The following is a 17,169-nucleotide window of genomic DNA, read 5'->3' as shown; positions in this document are numbered from 1 at the left end:
ACATATTTTTATGGAATTGGAGAAGCATCGGCTGCACTAGAAATTAAAGCGGATGACCGAATTGCTCTGCCTTTTCTGTCATTATCCTCGTTAACCTCGCTCTTAGTCCGCTCATCCACTCTGGCTCATGTGACCACTGCTCTGCAACAGATCGAAGCATACGCACATAACCGTACAAGTTGGCAAAACGGCGACAAGCGGGGAACATACTCTCCAGATCATAACGTTCTCCTGCCTCGGACCAGTACCCGTTCAGGAACAATTGTTTCTTCTGCTCCCATTGTTCAGACTCGATCTCCTCACGTAAACTATCCAGACTCTGTTCCACGTCCATTGCGTACCAGTGATACATCGAATCATCAAAATCAATGGCATAACAAGACTGGCTACCTTCGTCATAGAAAACATTGTCCAGTTCAAAATCGTAGTGGATGAGACCGATATTTTGCTGGGTCATCGGTAAAGTCGCAAAATACGTTCGGAGAAACTCCACCTCGTTCAGAGCAGCCCTTTCACCAGGAAAACCCTTCAGGATCTCCTGCATCCAATTCAAAACATCTGTATAGGTCCAGCGTTTCTCCTTTTGCTCAGGCATGAATGCGCGCGATAGATGATGTAGCTCACCTAACGCCTGACCATAGCTGTACAGGATGGAGTCATTCAAATCAATGCTTCCTAACTGCGATCCGGGGACTCGCTTGAATACGGAAGCATAGTACGTTCCCCATGGGGTGTGAGCCTCTATGAGTTCTGTCCCTGAATGGGAAGGTACCGCCTCCATGGCTCCATAATGATTCGTTTGAAGATAACGCAGGAACTCCAATTCCGCGCTAAGGTTGACTTGATTTTTCTCCTCTACCGGGGCAAAACGAAGCACTCTCACTTCCCCCTGATCTCTGAACGGATACACGGCATTGGAGGATATGCGATAATACTGAAACATATTCAGCGACTCGGGATCATAGTTCCAATTCTTTAAAATCATCTCGGCAAGATCATTATGTTGAAATAAATATTTTAATTTTAACATGGGCAGTTCTCCTTTTTGATCGTTTTATGTGCATTGCTTGTAGGCAACGAATGCCTATTTTTGCGCGCAAAAAGCCGCAGGCTATGCCTGCGGCTTTTAAAAATTCTGAGTGTATGAGAAATTTGCACAAGCAAATAAACCTCGCATACGCCAGAAAAAATGAGCAGTTATATCCCTATATATCGGCAGATCTCAGATCGGACTGGGAAACTGGATGTTTTCACCCTGCATCTGAATGGTCTGCCGGAATTATTCAGTTTATGCTTACCTTCATTGTAGTAATAGAACATACCATCTTAGACCGTCGTTTCATGACGCTCACTCCCTTCAAAAAACCAGTTGTTACCATAATAGCCGATAAGCCAAATGTAAGCAATTACAAAATGACGATAATCCCATCATTTTTTACTGGACAACCCTCACCCGTTCCACCGCCTCGGTGTTGTCCTTATACCACACCATCACGATGTTTTCTTTTTGAAGATCAGACACTTGAATGGACGAATTCGCACGTGAGCTGGAATTGCCCGAGCCCGGCGTCCCCATACCTTCAGTGATAACAACATCATCACTTATATTCAATTTCATCTCCATTCCGGTATCCTTCCACTCCATGCTTGGAGATGAGGTATCCTGCACCTCAAGTAACGCCAGCGTAACTGTGTTTCCATTCACGGAGATGACTCTACCAGTAATGTCGGCATTCATCATCCCCTGCGTCATGCCAGGACTGCCTGTTCGATCATTCATGTCCGGGGTGCCCCTTCCACCTCTCGGTGTTCCTCCATTCATGCCCAGGCCACCACCATTCGGCATAGCGCCACCGTTCATCCCTTGCACAGAACTGGTCTTGGTAATATTCTGGGCGGTTATCACATCACAGGCCGTAAGCATAACCGAGCACCCCAGCAAAAGGAGTATTGTAACCGATGTGAAATATTTATTTTTTCGCATATGATCACCTTTTCTCAGGGAATATTTCTCCAAGGTACCTTTACGATGGAATATGAAGTCATACGTATCTTTGAAACCCATATAGGACAGCACAACCAACAACGGATATACAGGGTAGATGTATCTGGACTTAATCTCCCACAGAATATAAAATCCGATGAATCCGAGAATGACCAGGATTAAGGAGACTTCATCATACCGTTTACGACGAATTCCACCGACCAACCGGATGAAAATAAAACAGTACATCAAGAAATTCATCACATATACGATCCAGAGCAAACCTGTCCGATAAGCCGAATCCCCTTGTAACAGTTTTGTTATCGCATTGGTGTAACTGTAGGAGCCTGCGATTCCGCCTCCCCTTCCTCTTCCGGCACCCATGGAACTTTCATTGCCGATTCCGTAGCGGTCCATCTGGTACGTTCCTTCGGTCCAGGTCCATATAATCTTTTTGTAATACATCTGCACCAAGTCACTTGCACTTGCTTCAGACAACTTGTTGCTGATCTCTTGTTTGAATAATACTGCGCTCTCTGCCTTACTGTAGTTAGCCTGCCTCTGATAGATCTGATAACTTTCCGTATTATCCCAGAAGCCAAAACGCTCCAGATTAATCCCCATATTCAGCCACATATAGACCGGTGCAGCATTCTCTCCGACAGGGTCGCTCACAGCACCGGAGGATTGAAGAACCGCATTCTGAGTCCAGGTTGGTACATTAAACAACATAGCTAGCACACCGATGGAAATCACAACTTTCTTCGCTCCGATGCTCCGCAAATTCAGCAAAATATATATGATGGCAGCGATTAGCACGATCACGCCAATGCTTCGGAAGTAATTGCCCATCGCGAGAAAAACGGCGGCAATGACGATGGTTTTCCAAGACTTTTCACGTACAAAACGAATAACAAAGTATAAACAAGATGTCAGAAATGCTGTGGCAATCACATCGTTATAGATCAGGTTGTTCAGGAATAGGGAAGGCAGGTACGTCACTGCAAAGATCAACACACCGTAATCACGTTCCGTGGATCTGTCATTCACTTGTTTATAAATAAGATAAATCATGAACGTTGTTAACGTTGAAAACAAAATATTAAATAGTTTGATGACCAGATAGTTGTCCGGAAACAGGTACAGCAATGTCTTCAGGTACAAGACGATCGAGTAGTTAAACGGGAACATGTACAGATAACCACCCGTTTCAAACGAAGAGTAATCTTGGTCATACAGCATGTTCATGGCGAGTGAGAGAACGGTCTGTGAATCATCAGTGGGCACTCTCGGAAATACAAAAATGATGATGATCTGAATGACCAGAGAACATAACAGCACAATCGGAATGACAACCTTCGGACTGTATTTGTTCAGCTTCAGACATAGAGCATATAACCCAACACCTGAACCAAGAAGCAAAAGAATGACCGGGAGAAAAATACTCCACTGCTGCAAGCTCAAAATGGGATTGTCCCCATACAAGGCGTAGTTGTACTGTGCCCGAACCAACAAGGACGAAGCAATAAACACCGCAACAAACACGAGCAAAATGAGATAAAACGACTTATGCAGCACCTTAGACATGCAAAAACTCCTTTTCGATTACAGGATTCCGTGAGTATTATAATGGCTCTGGCTGAAAAATCGCTGAAAAGGAGTAACGCTTGCGATCGGTGCGGATCAGTATGTGTATACAAACAGAAAAAGACCGTCCCTTCGATAAAGGTAACGGTCTATATGTCCAATTTTTTAAAAGTATAGGGCCTTAGCTAATTGTTGAAGATCACTTCTCGTCCTTAATAAACTCAATGATATCCTGGATGTCACAATCCAAAGCCTCACATATTCGATTCAGCGTATCGAACTTCACACCATCGGTTTCTTCATTATATAATTTGGCAATCCCATTTCTATGTAATCCGGTTAGTCGGGATAAATCAGCAATATTAATTCTTTTCTCACCCATAATACGAGATAAATGAACCTTGATCATACGAATTCCCCTCCAAACTAAAATGCACACTGTGATGTTGACAAAGCACACTACAAGTTGTATATTCAAATAAACATAATGCACACTGTAGTGTTCGAATGGAAACTTAATATCTACAAATACTCAAAAAGAGGTGTACATAGTGAAAGAATCCTTGGAATCTTTAGCAGAACCGTTAATCCGAACGCGCTTAGAGTTATTATACAACAATTTGTCTCACACGCAGCCTGATTATACCCAACTATCTAAAGAATCTGATCAATACTTTCAGAATATTCGCCAAGCTTTACCGGAGCAACTGAATCAAACCCTTTTTCTATATGAAGATACTCAACTCTCTATGCAAACACTTCTGGAAAGAGAGATTTATTTACAAGGGTTTCGGGATGCTCTTCAGCTAATGAACGAATTACATATAAACAGCTTCTAACAACTGGCTTCTTACAAAATATGCTATAATCAACAAAGCAATAGAATAGGCTTAAAGGGTCGGTCGGCTACCTCGCCATGAAGGGAGGGATGCCCTGTGACAGTTTTTGAAGCAATCTTGCTGATGCTTACCTTTGGTACGCTCATCGTTGCCATTCTGTCCGATAAACGCAAATAGACCGCCCCCGTAGCAAAGGAATGCGGTCTATTTCATCGTGCCCTTATGTTACCGAAGCCCACCGCCCTTAAAAGCGGCTATTGCTCGGAGGAGTCGTGTTACCAGCACGGCTCTCTTTGCATTTTACGTCTAATCTGCTCTTATTATACCATACTCAAATCTCAGGCGTCACATGTAAACCACGCTAGATACGATACATTTCTTTATACTCATCCACATATAAAACTTCAATACAATTCGACCAATTCAAAATCGAACCGACAAAATCCTGAATGTCCAGACCCGGCATCTCATACGTCTCCGCTGTGTTCACCGAACCTGTTGCGTCCTCAATCAAGGTTACCTTAAACCCTTCGTGTTCCGCAGTAATTGCCGTAAACAGACAACAATATTCCATGTTGAATCCAACAATAAATACATGTTCTACCTGATGCTCATGTAGCCAAGTTCTTAGCTCCGGATTGCTGAAGGCACTTGGTTTGCTTTTCTCCATAACAGGATACTGACCGGTACCCATTATAATTTCCAGGTTCTCAACATTTTTATAGAACAGTGAAGAACCCTCCTGATCGTAATCTACATGTTTCATGTATATGATTGGCTCATGTTGCTGTTCAAAATCAGCGATAACCGCTTCAATCTTGCCCAACTGAACTGTGAAATCCTTCAATGACTTGATCCCATACTGCACATCCAACACGATTAGTGCTTTGTTCATCTGTACTTCCCCTTCAGTAGACTAACAGGTTTTTACCATTTACTACTTCTTCTGCTTCTTCTCCCGAGCTTTTTCCACATTTTCTTTCACCCGAAACTCCACAATCCGGCGGATCAGATCCTCCGGCAATGGCTGGTCCAGCGGAAACTGGACAGATCCCTTAGCCCCTTTGTACTTGGAGAGTTCCTCCTGGAAAGCTTGAATTCCCCTGGGAGCAGGGTAAAACCCAATATGATGCTGGTAAGCGGCAAAATGAACCAAATTCCCATGCTGTGCATACGTAGGCATCTTGTAACTGATCTTCTCTTCGGCGTTCGGAGCCGCTTCACGAATAATCTGTCTTATTGCCTGTAATCTCACCTGTACATCAGGTGCAAACTCCGAGATATATTCATCTACCAGCACCGAATAATGGTTACTCTCAGCCATCTTGGACTCCTTCCACCACGGATACATCAATGGATTCGTGGTACGGGCATATTTGCTTATATTGTACTTCAAATGGACAAACGGAACAGCTATTTTCCTGCAACTTGGAATGTTAAATTTGATTTTTAAGTGAACTAAGCCTTATAATACGTTTAAACAATTAAACATTATAACGGAGTGAGCCATGAACGAATCGATGGGTAACCAAAAAGTTATTGATATTTTCGAGAATCTAAGTCCTTATCTTCAAGGTTTGGGAGACCCCGTTCGCCAGCGAATCATATCGCTGCTCATTGATCAAGAGAGCATGAACGTATCACAGATTGCAGAGCATGTCCCCATGTCACGCCCTACGGTCTCTCATCACTTGAAAATATTGCGTCAATCCGGGCTGTTATCGGTTCAGAAGAAAGGTACGGAGATGTATTACAAGCTGGAGTTCAACGATGCTATCGAATTAATCAAACAGCTCGTTCATCTCGTGGAAGTGGAATGTCAGAGCTAGCGCATACCGCGCTGGTGTACTGCATTCCTTTTCTTCACTTCTATATGTTCAATAGTTTAAACATATAAGTACATAAACATATCAACGGAGGTATATAGAATGAATAGAAAAAGAGTTCTCATCGCAGGAGGCTATGGTGCTGTAGGTGCACAGCTTGCCCGCATTTTGCATGACAGGCATCCTGATCTGGAATTGTTACTGGGAGGCCGTTCTGCAGGTAAAGCAGCACCTTTTCCATCCAATCGTGTCCAAACGATTGTTGTTGATACCAATGCAGACGATCCACTGATTCACGCAGGAGAGAATATATCGTTAATCATTAATGCAGTGAACGATCTGGATGATCGGCTACTGGTATCGGCAGTGCGGAGAAAAATTCCACTTATCGATGTAACACGCTGGACTGAGGTGTTCAATCAAGCGATCCGTACAGTAGAGCAGGAAGAGCTTCATTCTCCGGTAGTGCTGTCCTCTGGATGGATGGCAGGAACGGCGTCACTCTTTGCCATGATACTTTCTAACTCTCTGCAACATGTCGAACTAAACATTCATGCCCTATGGTCGCTGCGGGATAAGGCCGGCCCTGATTCGGCAGCCTTCATGGACCGGATGAGTATTCCTTTTCAGGTCACCGAATCCAACACGAACCAACTCGTCTACCCCATGACAGATCCGATCAAAGTTCATTTCCCGAACGGGTATACGACCCCATGTTACAGACTGGACACACCCGATCACGTCACTTTGCCTCATACCAGCCATATCGATTCCGCCAGTTTCCGTATCTCATTCGATAGTAAGGTATCTACCTATGCACTCGCCGGATTGGTCAAAACCGGAGTATGGAAGATGATCAGTGGTGAACGTTTTCAGCCATTCCGGCGGAAATTGCTCTATAATCCGGGAACCGGGAGTGCACATCATCTGGTCATTCAATTGAAAGGGCTGGATGCGAAAGGTAATCAGGTTGAACGAACGATGACGGTCTCTGACCCAATCGGTCAGACCCACATGACTGCACTCGGCGCTGCGGTGCAAGCCGAGAAGATACTGATGATGCCAATGGACAAACCTATGGCTCCAGGCATCTATTATCCTGAGCATCTGTTCGATGATCGAATGAACATGGATGCGGTTACTCATTTTTTCACACAATACGGCGTTCAAGTAACCCACTCCTGATCCAGACATAACAAAAAATCCGCGAAGTCGCTCACTGCAAACAGTGGGACCATCGCGGATTTTACGAATTATAATGGAGGGATCTATCGTATCAAGTACAAACTTGGGTCTGGAATTATAGTGTCATAGCCCGACCATTTCGCATCAGGTAATCTTCTTTTGTTTTGTAATCCGGCATGATGCTACCGATCCGCCGCCAGAAGGAGCGATCATGATTCATGTGGTGAATATGGCAAAGTTCATGAATGATGACATAATCCATCACTTCCAGTGGCGCCATCGCCAGACGATAATTGAACGTAAGTTTTTTGTCCCAGCTGCAACTGCCCCACTTGGTGGGAGAATCTACGATCTCTACTGACTTCGGCTTCACCTTCAACTCCTGCTGATAGCGACCGATGCGCTCCCCAATCATACGTTTACACTCGGCAAAATAAAACTTCTTCAGATTCGCTCGCAGCTCTTCTTCTGTCAGACCCTCTACAGGGATTAAGTCATGCAGTGCATGCTCCTTGCCAAAAAGCAGAAACTTCCCCTTGCCCTCATCTTCGTATTCCTTGGCTTGAGGACCATCGAGCGCCCGCTGCATCAGTGCGGATTTCTTCAAAATTACATCCCCGTGCTGCTCTACAAGTTGCCGGATCATGTCTTCACTGGTACCATTGGGTGCTTTGATTGTTACCATATAAGGCAAGTCCATCGTGATGGACACTTTCTTGCGTTTGCCGTATTGGATATGACAGTTAATGCTGTGATTATTTAATTCTATAATTAACATAACGCGCTCCGCTTCTGAAGTTATTCTTTCAACCAAATTAAATTGTATACCATCTCCGGCTATAATGCATATTGTTCGGCGATATATATGTTTGTATTGTATTGTATTGTATTGTATTTTTATACATAATTATGTATTATTATTTAATCATAAAATCGGAGGTTGGATATGACACATACCATAGATTCAGAACATAAAACCATTGAAGAACTATCGCTTAACCACTGGCAACCCTTGTCCACCATATTATATGACGGCTGGGTACTGCGTTTTGCCAAAGGATATACCAAACGTGCCAACTCCGTTCAACCTATCCATTACTCCACTCTGGATGTGCATGAAAAGATTGAGGAATGTGAGCGCATCTATGCCTCCAATGAGTTAAGTACCATATTCAAAATCACGCCGTTTATTCAGCCGGATCATCTCGATCAACTTTTGCAAGACAAAGGGTATGGCGTTGTCGATCTGACCCGTATCCAGACTCGGAGTCTGGAAGAGATCAAAGAGCCTGTGCACCAAACTGTACAGATCGACGAACAGTTGACCACAGCGTGGCTGGATCATTTTTGCAGGCTAAATCAGGTGAATGATCTGCAACGGGAAACGACGGAATTAATGTTGGACAATATCCGGACAAAGGTAGGTTTCATCTCGCTGTTGATCGATGGGCAAGTCGTCGCTTGTGGGTTTGGTGTCATCGAACGTGGCTACATTGGATTGTATGACATCATAACAGACGCTAACTTCCGGAATCGGGGACTTGCTGAACAGATGATCTTGCATCTCCTGCATTGGGCAAAAAAACAAGGTGCTACATCCAGTTACCTGCAAGTGGTTGCGAATAATGCACCTGCCTTGAAACTTTACGCCAAGCTGGGTTATTCAGAGATTTATAGCTATTGGTACAGAGTCAAAGAATAGAGGGTTTGCTAATCAAGCTTAGCTTGTGGATTCTTTCATCATATTCAGTCTGACAAACGTATCAATTCAAAACAACATCTTGAAAGCAAAAACTGCCCTCCTTCTATAAAGGAAAGGCAGTTTTTAATTTGTCTTCATTATTGTTAAAACTCTTCACACCGATTATCAGCTACTCCGTACTCTTTCTACAAAGGCAGTTTCACCAGCACCTCATATTTCACGCCAGCCTGTATATTCTTGATGATGTCGCCTGCAATCCGTTGACCGTCAACATACACCTCAATTGTCTGGACAGATGCATCCTTCTTCATGTTTACATGCAGCTCAGCCCCGCGGAACAACCTCGTTACCGATGCCTCGTTCCAATCTTCTGGCAACTGCGGACGAACCTGAAGCCCTTGTGCATGACCCTGCAATCCAAACAATCCGTCGATCAGACAACGATACACCCAAGGCACCGTGCCGGTATTGAATAGATGGCTAGAGCGCCCAGCTGTACGTGGGAATTGATGATAGGCTCCGCGATAATAATTCGGGATAAATACGGGTAGCTGACCTCGCTGGAGAATATCCTCGCCATCGGGGCCCGGAATCATTTTACGCAACAGACGATACGCCTTCTCCTTCTCGCCCACCAGGTACAACGCGTAAATATAGAACGCCGCCGCGTGATTGTACACTGCACCATTCTCTGCACTTCCCGGATGTTTCTGCGTGACACGACCTACATCCTCCCGCATGGCGGTGAAAGACGGCGCGAGTTTCTCGACACCATATGGCGTCTCCAATTGCTCCTCTACCGCACGAATTAACTTCTCCTGTTTATCTTGATCCGCAGCACCGCTCATAAGTGCCCAGCTCTGAGGATTGATATAGATGCGCCCTTCCACGTCTTTGCTTACACCAAACACTACGTTATCATCCGTAATTCCGCGGGCATACCAGTCCCCATCCCACAGATACTCATTGGCTACCGCATTGGTCTGAGTGGCTTCCTGACGGAATTCCGCTGCAACCTCGCCATGCCCTGCCTGTTCACCAATATCTGCCCACACATTGAACGCATATGCCGTCGCAATGGTCAGCCAGCCGGATACGCCTTTGCCTTTGTATCCCACCATGTTCATCGGATCACACCAGTCACCCTGATTGATATAGTTCAACCCACGCGCATCACGCTCATGGATCAACCAGCGCATCGCAAGATTCATATGTTCCAGTACGGAAATTTTTTGTTCACTGTCTGTAAAAGCAACCTGTTCCTCCAAAATGCTATAGTCATTCGTTTCATCTAGATAGGTCTTCATACAGACCGGAAGCCAGATGCAGTGATCGGTATGAGGAACCTGGTTAATATATTTCAGTTCTGCGTCCGGGTGCAAAATAATGCCGTCTGGCATCGCGCCGCTTATATGCTGCTGAGACAAAGCGGTCAAGAACGCAGCTCGTGCAATCTGCGGCTGAATATAACTCATGCCCATGTTGTCTTGCAAATAATTCCGCGTCTGCGGATCGGTTGTCAGACGGTTGGTTTTGCCATGATAGTACATCTGGCGAGGTAGCCAGTGATTCACGACATTATCTAACCAGCTGTCCGGTGTCTGAATCTGGATGTTCCCTTGCCCTTCCGCAATATACTCAGCATACTCCTGTTCGGCTGCGACGAAACCATCCTGTCCATCCTTATTCTGCTTCACAAAATAATGCTGACGAATGCCCTCAATCTCTGTCTCATCATGAGCCGGACCAAAGATGAATCGATACGTCTGCTCCGCTCCTGCTTCCAGTTCGACTCTATATTGCAATACAGCTACAGGTGTCTCGTACCGTGCATCTCCACCAGCCAATGTCTCCGACTGCAGGGCCGAAGGATTATGTAGTCCACCTTCGCCTTCAAAAGTCTCATGATTTACTTCCCAGCCAGTCGGTTGGTGATCTGCAAGCAGATAGGTTTTGTCGCTGTAATTTTTGATTTTGCTATAATCCTGATATTTCTGATACGGCGTAATCGCCGAGCAGACAATGCCCTGCAAATCTTCCACATATGAACCGGACTGGTTCATCCAGGACATATAACCGACCGTATAATACGGGTAGATACTCAGCTTGCGTTTTCTCGAAGACAGATTGGTTACCTTCACACGCCATAGCTCCATGACATCTTCCTTCGGCAGGCGCAGGGACATCTCGATGCAAATGTCGTCCTGAATCACTTTCCAGTGAATATCGTGTTTACCGACAGCGAACGTATAGCTATCCGCCTGCTTGCGAACCGGTTCATACGGGGCGGAGAAGATTTCGCCACTTACTTCATCTTTAATGTACACAAACCGTCCCGGATGGTGGGCATAGTATGGCTGCTCCGGTTGCATAAACGTCTTGGCTTCCAGGTTGGGCGCATACGAGTATTTAGCAGGTTCGGGCTGCATGAATTGGGCCACCGCGTACCCCCGGCAATTCACATGAATCATCATCTTTTCATTCCAAAGGAATCCGGATGCCTTCGGTAAACTTGTCGGGCTTGTTAGTTCAACATATTGATTATCTTCCGTTGCTTTAATCATCACTGAACCTCACTTTCAGATTATGGAGTCAAAAGACAGAAAACGTTTTAGATAACTTGTATACAACTTTGTTCATTATAACACGGGAACGCTTACAAAGAACTGAAAACTAAAAAAGAGCTGAGAAACTCAGCTCCGATTACGTTCCAATTGTTTCTCGATGCCCAACCTGTCGATCTGAATCCAATACTCTGCAATTTGTTCATTTTCCACTCGGTATACTGCACTGGCAATTTCAATTATTCTTCTATTATATATAAATATGTAGTAACTCTTGTATTTTAACATGGTCCCCCCGCTATGGAATTACAACTGTTCTATTGTTCTACAGGACTTAAAACCTACCCTCTCACCTTGACAATGCGTCAATATGACCATAAACTAGCAAAGGATATTAGGAAATTAATAGGAGGTTTGTCCGTTAAGAGGTTCGAGTATGGGTTTTAACCATATTTGATAATCTTTCGGTGTTAGAAACGTAGCATTAGAGCAACTCAGAAAAACAAGAAAGCGGTGTATCATGAAACGTCTATTTTTCATTATGTTTGCACTCACCCTGTTACTGGCTGGATGCCAGAGTACTGAACAGGAGAGTAGTCCGTCCGAAAATAACCCTACAGAAGTAGTAGAAGGTTCTACCATTTTAAGTTTGAAGCAGAAATACGGCTCTGAATCGGAACAAGCGATCATGCCGATGTACAACGTAGCTCAGGATGAAGAATTTATGTTCAAGTTTAAAGCCGATTTACGTAAAAGTAACCTGCGAGCTAGTGACATTATTAGTGTACATACCGATATTAAAGCACTCAAAGCAAGCGATGTATATGCCATTCCAGAGACAAACGACAATAGTGTTTCCATTAAGCCTCTTGGATGGGGCGTTTTAAGTTCAGATTCCATGATGAACAAGGATCAAAGTTCTTGGGGCGGTGCCCCCATTTATTACATTCGTCTGAATTATGATCCAGATGCTGAGAAGCTAACACTACTCGATCAGCCCATCATTATTCCGTTTACAGTGAAATCGGAGTTACCCGTACCTAACCTAAGATACGAAATTGACAAAGATAGACGGTTCAAGTTGGTCTGGGACAAGGTTGAAGGTGCCACCGAATATAAAATTTATAAACGTTCTGACCTAACCAACTTCGATACAAATGTACCTCTAACTGGCGCAGAGGACGCTTTTAGTAATAGTCTGCCTTTAGATATTGCGGTAACGACAGAGACGTCTTTCAATGATTTTTTGAGAGACGGAAAAGGCGGGCTAGGCACTTATAATGAAATGATAACTACCACTCAGAACCATGGTATACGAGGAGAATATTACGTCACTGCAATCGGCGGAGGCAAAGAATCCAATTTTAGCAGAGGTGTCCCTACAGCTCCGCTTGCTTCCCAGTTGCCAACATCTCTGAAAGAACAATTGTATAGGGAGAAATTAAAGAATATAGATGTACTTCCTCAGAAAGCAACAGTTGAGTACAATGACGGCTCTCTAGCTCGTGAAACCATTGTCTATGATACCAAAAGCGTAGAGATTTCAGAGTTCAATGAAACAAATATTCCTTTTCATATTAAAGGAACAGCTCTGAAAAGTTACGTACGCGTAGAGAATGTAACTCAAGCAGACCTGGACAGACTTTCTCAGCAAACCGTAGCCGATTCCAGCAACGGACTGGTGGAACCAAAGAATGACACACCTTACGTTCCTGCACCTGACGTGCCAACAATCATCAACAATCATGATGCACCTGAGTCTGCAACAGAAACAGAAGAAGCACCGGCTTCGGAAACTCCAACTACAGAGTCCACAACCGATACTGAGACTTCAGAAGATGCAACTGATCCTCTATCTACTGAGGCTTCCGATGATACTTCTGATAATTCTTCAGATATGGCTTCTGAAGAAGCTTCCAATGAAACACCTGCTCCAGCTCCAGAAGCTGTAGAAGACAACCTGGTAGATGAGCAGAAATCGAATACACAGCAAAATGTAGAACAAGGTAATCAGGAAACCGTGCCTCAGCCTGCTACAGGCGATGCAATGATCAATGCAGATTCCGCTTTGGAAGAAGTTTTAGCCAAAAATATGATTGCGGCACAAGATAAAATTTCGTTAAAAGCTTTCCCCGAAGCTCAAAATTTCACGACACTCTCAGATGTTGTTCTGAAAGTGATGTACCAGAATCCATTGATTCTTGGTGTGGAAGGTTTCGAATACAACTATGGTACACTTACCCTTTCCATTTATTACAATGAATCGGCTAGTGGTATCCAGAAGAAGCAAGATGAGATTATTGCCAAAGCAAACGAAGTTGTTGCTTCCATCATCAAGGATGGTATGAACGAAGATGAGAAACGTAAAGCCATCTACGATTATCTGAACGATAACGCGAAGTATGATGATGCAGCACTGGAAAATGCGGAGCAAAACAACTTCAAAAATGTCGATCCGCAGTTCAATGACTCGTTTACCACATACGGTATTCTGGTCAAAGGGGTTGGGGTATGTGCCAGCTATGCCTCCGTCTACAAATTGCTCTCCGATCTCTCGGGACTGGAAAGCATCGTCGTAACGGGAGCCTCCAGTGGTGTTCCACATGCATGGAACAAGGTCAAAATCGGTAACGAATGGTTCCATGTAGATGCTACGAACAACCTGACGAACTCCGGCATCCCATACTTCCTGTACAATGCCAACGATGAGACTGCTGCAAGTCAGAAAACGATAGCGGATCAAGATTATTGGCTTGATTCCGAGCTCGCGATGTTCAATGGCGAGAGCGATGCCAATGATTATTATGTGCAAAATAACCTCGAAGTCGCATCCATTAATGAGTACAAAACCAAGGCTGAGAGTGAACTCAAAAAAGGAGAGAACCGCGTCATTCTCCGTTTCGCCTCACCTGTTGACTCTGATGAGCTGATGACAGCTGCCGGCGAAGCCCTCGCAGCAGTGGATGAAGCGCTTCTGAACACAGCACAATTAGCCACGCTAGGCAGTTATGCCATTCTGGACCCGAAACCAGAGCAGAAGTAACTTAGTTACACAGCAATCCCCTTTGCTTTTTCACAAGCAAAGGGGATTTTTTGTCTATTATTAGATGACTTCAAGTCATTGATTTAACCTGTTGTAATCTGGTAATAAAAGAAGAAATAAATGCTTTTTCTTTCATGAGATTCTCTTGTAATCTCTCACTTATTTTACTGAGTGTACTTGTATCACGCGTTATATTGTATTTCAGAACTATATTTCTCAATTTAAAGTAGTCCTGTTTCAGAACAGTGCTTAACTCCATAAAAGTTGCATCTGGCTCAATGATTAATTTCTCCATTAAATAAGATAAACGTAACTCCATTAGTAGCTTATGTTCATATAAAAGATGAAAGACTCGTGAATCCAATGTTTCTCCAACTAGGGCTGCCTGCTCAATGTCGGTAAAGATGCGTTGAATGGCTTGCATTCCAAAATCGTATTTCTGATCTCTTACTAAGTCATATGTCTCGCTTGAGTTAAGATAGTTTTCCATCGCCGTTATAATCTGCTCCACATGAATTGAATAATTGATATTCTGGATAGGCTTGAGAAATCTCACTTCTGTCCAAAAACTGTACTCATTAGACATGGTCCAGTAGCCTTTCTCAAGTTCATCCAGACTACATACGCTTTGTATGAATTTACCATCATCAAGATTATCAGCAATGTATATCAAATTTTGATCCAGGTCATACCCATACACCAATAATTCATGCATGAGATGTTCCTTTTGATAATAGTCTGTACACGCAATGTAGTATCTGTCTGCGTAAATATATAGATAATATCCCATATCTATCGCTTCCGTAATCACTTGTTTAAGTGATGTTCCCCATTTGCTGATCACAATTTCTTGTGGCAGGTTGTAAAAGGAAATTCCCGGACAGGTACTTAACAGAAACTGATGAGAATCAAACGAAAAAATTCCCCATCCATGTGCATACCTGATTTGTATAAAGTTATTGAAAATCCATGGCCATAAATCTTCGTTCATAACGGATGTTAATGTCCCATATGATGTGTACGTGCTTATGACAGGGTCACCTAGTTTAAGTACATTCTTGGCCATTACAGAATTCCTCCTTCGATTCCTAGGCATAGTGTATTGATCTGAACAGATTCATTGTATAAGCAACGCACTCTCAGAGCTGGGAGCGAAGATCATGTTCTTGAATATATTACCATGTAGCTTTCCCGTTTTATATAAGAACGCTTTCATATATAAAAATATTTTATTTCTCTCATCTTAATGACAAAAAAGAGGATACCGCCCCCAATTCGGAGACCGTATCCTCTGTTACCCTGATCGGATTACCTGAAACTATTTACGGACTAACCGTACCGCCATTTGCATTCAGTGTCTCACCGCTCACATAGCTGGATTCCTGGCTTGCCAGGAACACAAATGCCGGAGCCATCTCCGCAGGTTGTCCTGCCCGACCAAGCGGTGTATTGGAGCCAAAATCGGCCAGCTTATCGACTGGTTGTCCACCCACGACCTGGAGCGGTGTCCATACCGGTCCTGGTGCAACAACGTTGACACGTATCCCTTTGCTACCCACCTGTTGGGCTAGCGCTTTGCTGAACGTGTTAATGGATGCCTTCGTTGTTGCATAATCCAGCAGGATTGGCGAAGGTTTATACGCCTGAATCGATGATGTGTTGATAATGGAGCTGCCCGGCTTCATGTGTTTCACAGCTGCTTTGCAGAGCCAGAACATGGAATAGACATTTGTTTTGAACGTTGCATCGAATTGCTCGGTGGTCAGATCCGCAATCTGCTCTACAAACTGCTGTTTACCTGCTACGTTAGCAAGGATATCAATCCCGCCAAGCTCTTTTACCGCAGATTCAATGAGTTCTTCACAGTATTTCTCATCCTTCAGGTCACCTGGCATCGTAATTGCTTTGCGACCGGCTTCCTCAATCAGCTTCACAACTTCCTGTGCATCTGCTTCCTCTTCCGGCAGATAGGCCAGAACGACATCCGCGCCTTCACGAGCAAACGCAATCGCTGCCGCCCGGCCTATTCCGCTGTCGGCTCCGGTGACAACCGCTTTACGTCCTGTTAAACGTCCGCTGCCTTTATAACTTTTTTCACCCGCATCGGGAACAGGTGTCATCTCACGCTGAAGCCCCGGCTCATCCTGTTGCTGTTTCCACTCCGGTGTAGCCTTTGGATATTGGGTCGTTGGATCTTGCATGGTGTGCTGGTCTTGATTAGCCATGTTCAATTTCCTCCTCGGTTATTTACATTGATCACTACGATCACAGAATAACCTTCCGATCGCTGTTATCCCCAGATTTTTTTCTTCCTTATATTAGGGGAAAATCCGTTGATAAAAGCGAACACTCCGTTTCTTCAGGTTATTTCTGTGCTCTTCGTTATCATGTAAATGTTAAATTTATTATCAGAAGTTGTTTTCATAAATGTTGCACTCT

General features: G+C 44.1%; 15 protein-coding genes and 1 pseudogene. 6 read left to right on the top strand and 10 right to left on the bottom strand.

Annotated features, from left to right (window positions below):
- Positions 1-43: 43 nt before the first annotated feature.
- The 3 genes from CXK86_RS24905 to CXK86_RS24895 all read right to left on the bottom strand — a co-directional run bounded on the left by CXK86_RS24905 (position 44) and on the right by CXK86_RS24895 (position 3,980).
- Positions 44-1,030 carry a phosphotransferase enzyme family protein gene (locus CXK86_RS24905; RefSeq protein ID WP_076253749.1) on the bottom strand — a complete coding sequence of 329 codons (987 nt, stop codon included), beginning with the start codon at positions 1,028-1,030 and terminating at the stop codon, positions 44-46.
- A 405-nt stretch (positions 1,031-1,435) separates the two neighbouring features.
- Positions 1,436-3,571 carry a glycosyltransferase family 39 protein gene (locus CXK86_RS24900; protein ID WP_256720177.1) on the bottom strand — a complete coding sequence of 712 codons (2,136 nt, stop codon included), beginning with the start codon at positions 3,569-3,571 and terminating at the stop codon, positions 1,436-1,438.
- 199 nt (positions 3,572-3,770) lie between these two features.
- Positions 3,771-3,980 carry a helix-turn-helix domain-containing protein gene (locus CXK86_RS24895; RefSeq protein WP_036605982.1) on the bottom strand — a complete coding sequence of 70 codons (210 nt, stop codon included), beginning with the start codon at positions 3,978-3,980 and terminating at the stop codon, positions 3,771-3,773.
- Between the two features lie 142 nt (positions 3,981-4,122).
- On the opposite strand from CXK86_RS24895, the gene CXK86_RS24890 reads away from it, so the two are divergent.
- Entirely contained in the window at positions 4,123-4,410 is a 288-nt protein-coding gene (locus CXK86_RS24890; RefSeq protein WP_076253750.1) for a DUF6809 family protein, read from the top strand.
- Between the two features lie 96 nt (positions 4,411-4,506).
- Positions 4,507-4,587: a putative holin-like toxin gene (locus tag CXK86_RS33070; protein WP_373888078.1), complete on the top strand. Its 81-nt coding sequence runs from the start codon at positions 4,507-4,509 to the stop codon at positions 4,585-4,587.
- 184 nt (positions 4,588-4,771) lie between these two features.
- On the opposite strand, the gene CXK86_RS24885 is transcribed toward CXK86_RS33070, so the two are convergent.
- Positions 4,772-5,305, bottom strand: coding sequence for an isochorismatase family protein (locus CXK86_RS24885; RefSeq protein ID WP_036605983.1), 534 nt, complete (start codon positions 5,303-5,305; stop codon positions 4,772-4,774).
- A 42-nt stretch (positions 5,306-5,347) separates the two neighbouring features.
- Entirely contained in the window at positions 5,348-5,734 is a 387-nt protein-coding gene (locus CXK86_RS24880; RefSeq protein ID WP_036605984.1) for an iron chaperone, read from the bottom strand.
- A 184-nt stretch (positions 5,735-5,918) separates the two neighbouring features.
- Between CXK86_RS24880 and CXK86_RS24875 the strand changes: the two genes are divergently transcribed.
- Together CXK86_RS24875 and CXK86_RS24870 are read left to right on the top strand one after the other, a co-directional pair.
- Positions 5,919-6,239 carry an ArsR/SmtB family transcription factor gene (locus CXK86_RS24875; protein WP_036605985.1) on the top strand — a complete coding sequence of 107 codons (321 nt, stop codon included), beginning with the start codon at positions 5,919-5,921 and terminating at the stop codon, positions 6,237-6,239.
- A 99-nt stretch (positions 6,240-6,338) separates the two neighbouring features.
- A complete protein-coding gene (locus tag CXK86_RS24870) occupies positions 6,339-7,421 on the top strand; it encodes a Rossmann-fold NAD(P)-binding domain-containing protein (protein ID WP_076253752.1) in 1,083 nt (360 codons plus the stop codon).
- A 115-nt stretch (positions 7,422-7,536) separates the two neighbouring features.
- Here CXK86_RS24870 and CXK86_RS24865 read toward each other — a convergent pair whose 3' ends face one another.
- Positions 7,537-8,199, bottom strand: a complete 663-nt coding sequence (locus CXK86_RS24865; RefSeq protein ID WP_076253753.1) for a M48 family metallopeptidase — start codon at positions 8,197-8,199, stop codon at positions 7,537-7,539.
- Positions 8,200-8,367: 168 nt separating this feature from the next.
- Here CXK86_RS24865 and CXK86_RS24860 point away from each other — a divergent pair, with 168 nt between their 5' ends.
- Positions 8,368-9,123, top strand: coding sequence for a GNAT family N-acetyltransferase (locus CXK86_RS24860; protein ID WP_076253754.1), 756 nt, complete (start codon positions 8,368-8,370; stop codon positions 9,121-9,123).
- A 185-nt stretch (positions 9,124-9,308) separates the two neighbouring features.
- Here CXK86_RS24860 and CXK86_RS24855 read toward each other — a convergent pair whose 3' ends face one another.
- Both CXK86_RS24855 and CXK86_RS32760 read right to left on the bottom strand, forming a co-directional pair.
- On the bottom strand, positions 9,309-11,687 hold the full coding sequence (locus CXK86_RS24855) for a GH36-type glycosyl hydrolase domain-containing protein (RefSeq protein WP_076253755.1): 2,379 nt from the start codon (positions 11,685-11,687) through the stop codon (positions 9,309-9,311).
- 129 nt (positions 11,688-11,816) lie between these two features.
- A pseudogene (locus CXK86_RS32760) lies at positions 11,817-11,930 on the bottom strand (ester cyclase); the annotation flags it as partial.
- Positions 11,931-12,207: 277 nt separating this feature from the next.
- Between CXK86_RS32760 and CXK86_RS24845 the strand changes: the two are divergent.
- A complete protein-coding gene (locus CXK86_RS24845) occupies positions 12,208-14,730 on the top strand; it encodes a transglutaminase domain-containing protein (RefSeq protein WP_051446943.1) in 2,523 nt (840 codons plus the stop codon).
- 70 nt (positions 14,731-14,800) lie between these two features.
- Here the strand turns inward: CXK86_RS24845 and CXK86_RS24840 are convergent, their stop codons facing one another.
- Together CXK86_RS24840 and CXK86_RS24835 are read right to left on the bottom strand one after the other, a co-directional pair.
- On the bottom strand, positions 14,801-15,796 hold the full coding sequence (locus tag CXK86_RS24840) for a cysteine peptidase family C39 domain-containing protein (RefSeq protein WP_036605992.1): 996 nt from the start codon (positions 15,794-15,796) through the stop codon (positions 14,801-14,803).
- A 256-nt stretch (positions 15,797-16,052) separates the two neighbouring features.
- On the bottom strand, positions 16,053-16,955 hold the full coding sequence (locus CXK86_RS24835) for an SDR family oxidoreductase (RefSeq protein WP_036605993.1): 903 nt from the start codon (positions 16,953-16,955) through the stop codon (positions 16,053-16,055).
- Between the last annotated feature and the right edge of the window lie 214 nt (positions 16,956-17,169).

Origin of the sequence: Paenibacillus sp. BGI2013 (assembly GCF_002843485.1) — a bacterium.
Classification (GTDB): domain Bacteria; phylum Bacillota; class Bacilli; order Paenibacillales; family Paenibacillaceae; genus Paenibacillus; species Paenibacillus amylolyticus.
The sequence above is the reverse complement of the archived record's forward strand: the minus strand, read 5'-3'. Positions and strand labels throughout refer to the sequence as shown.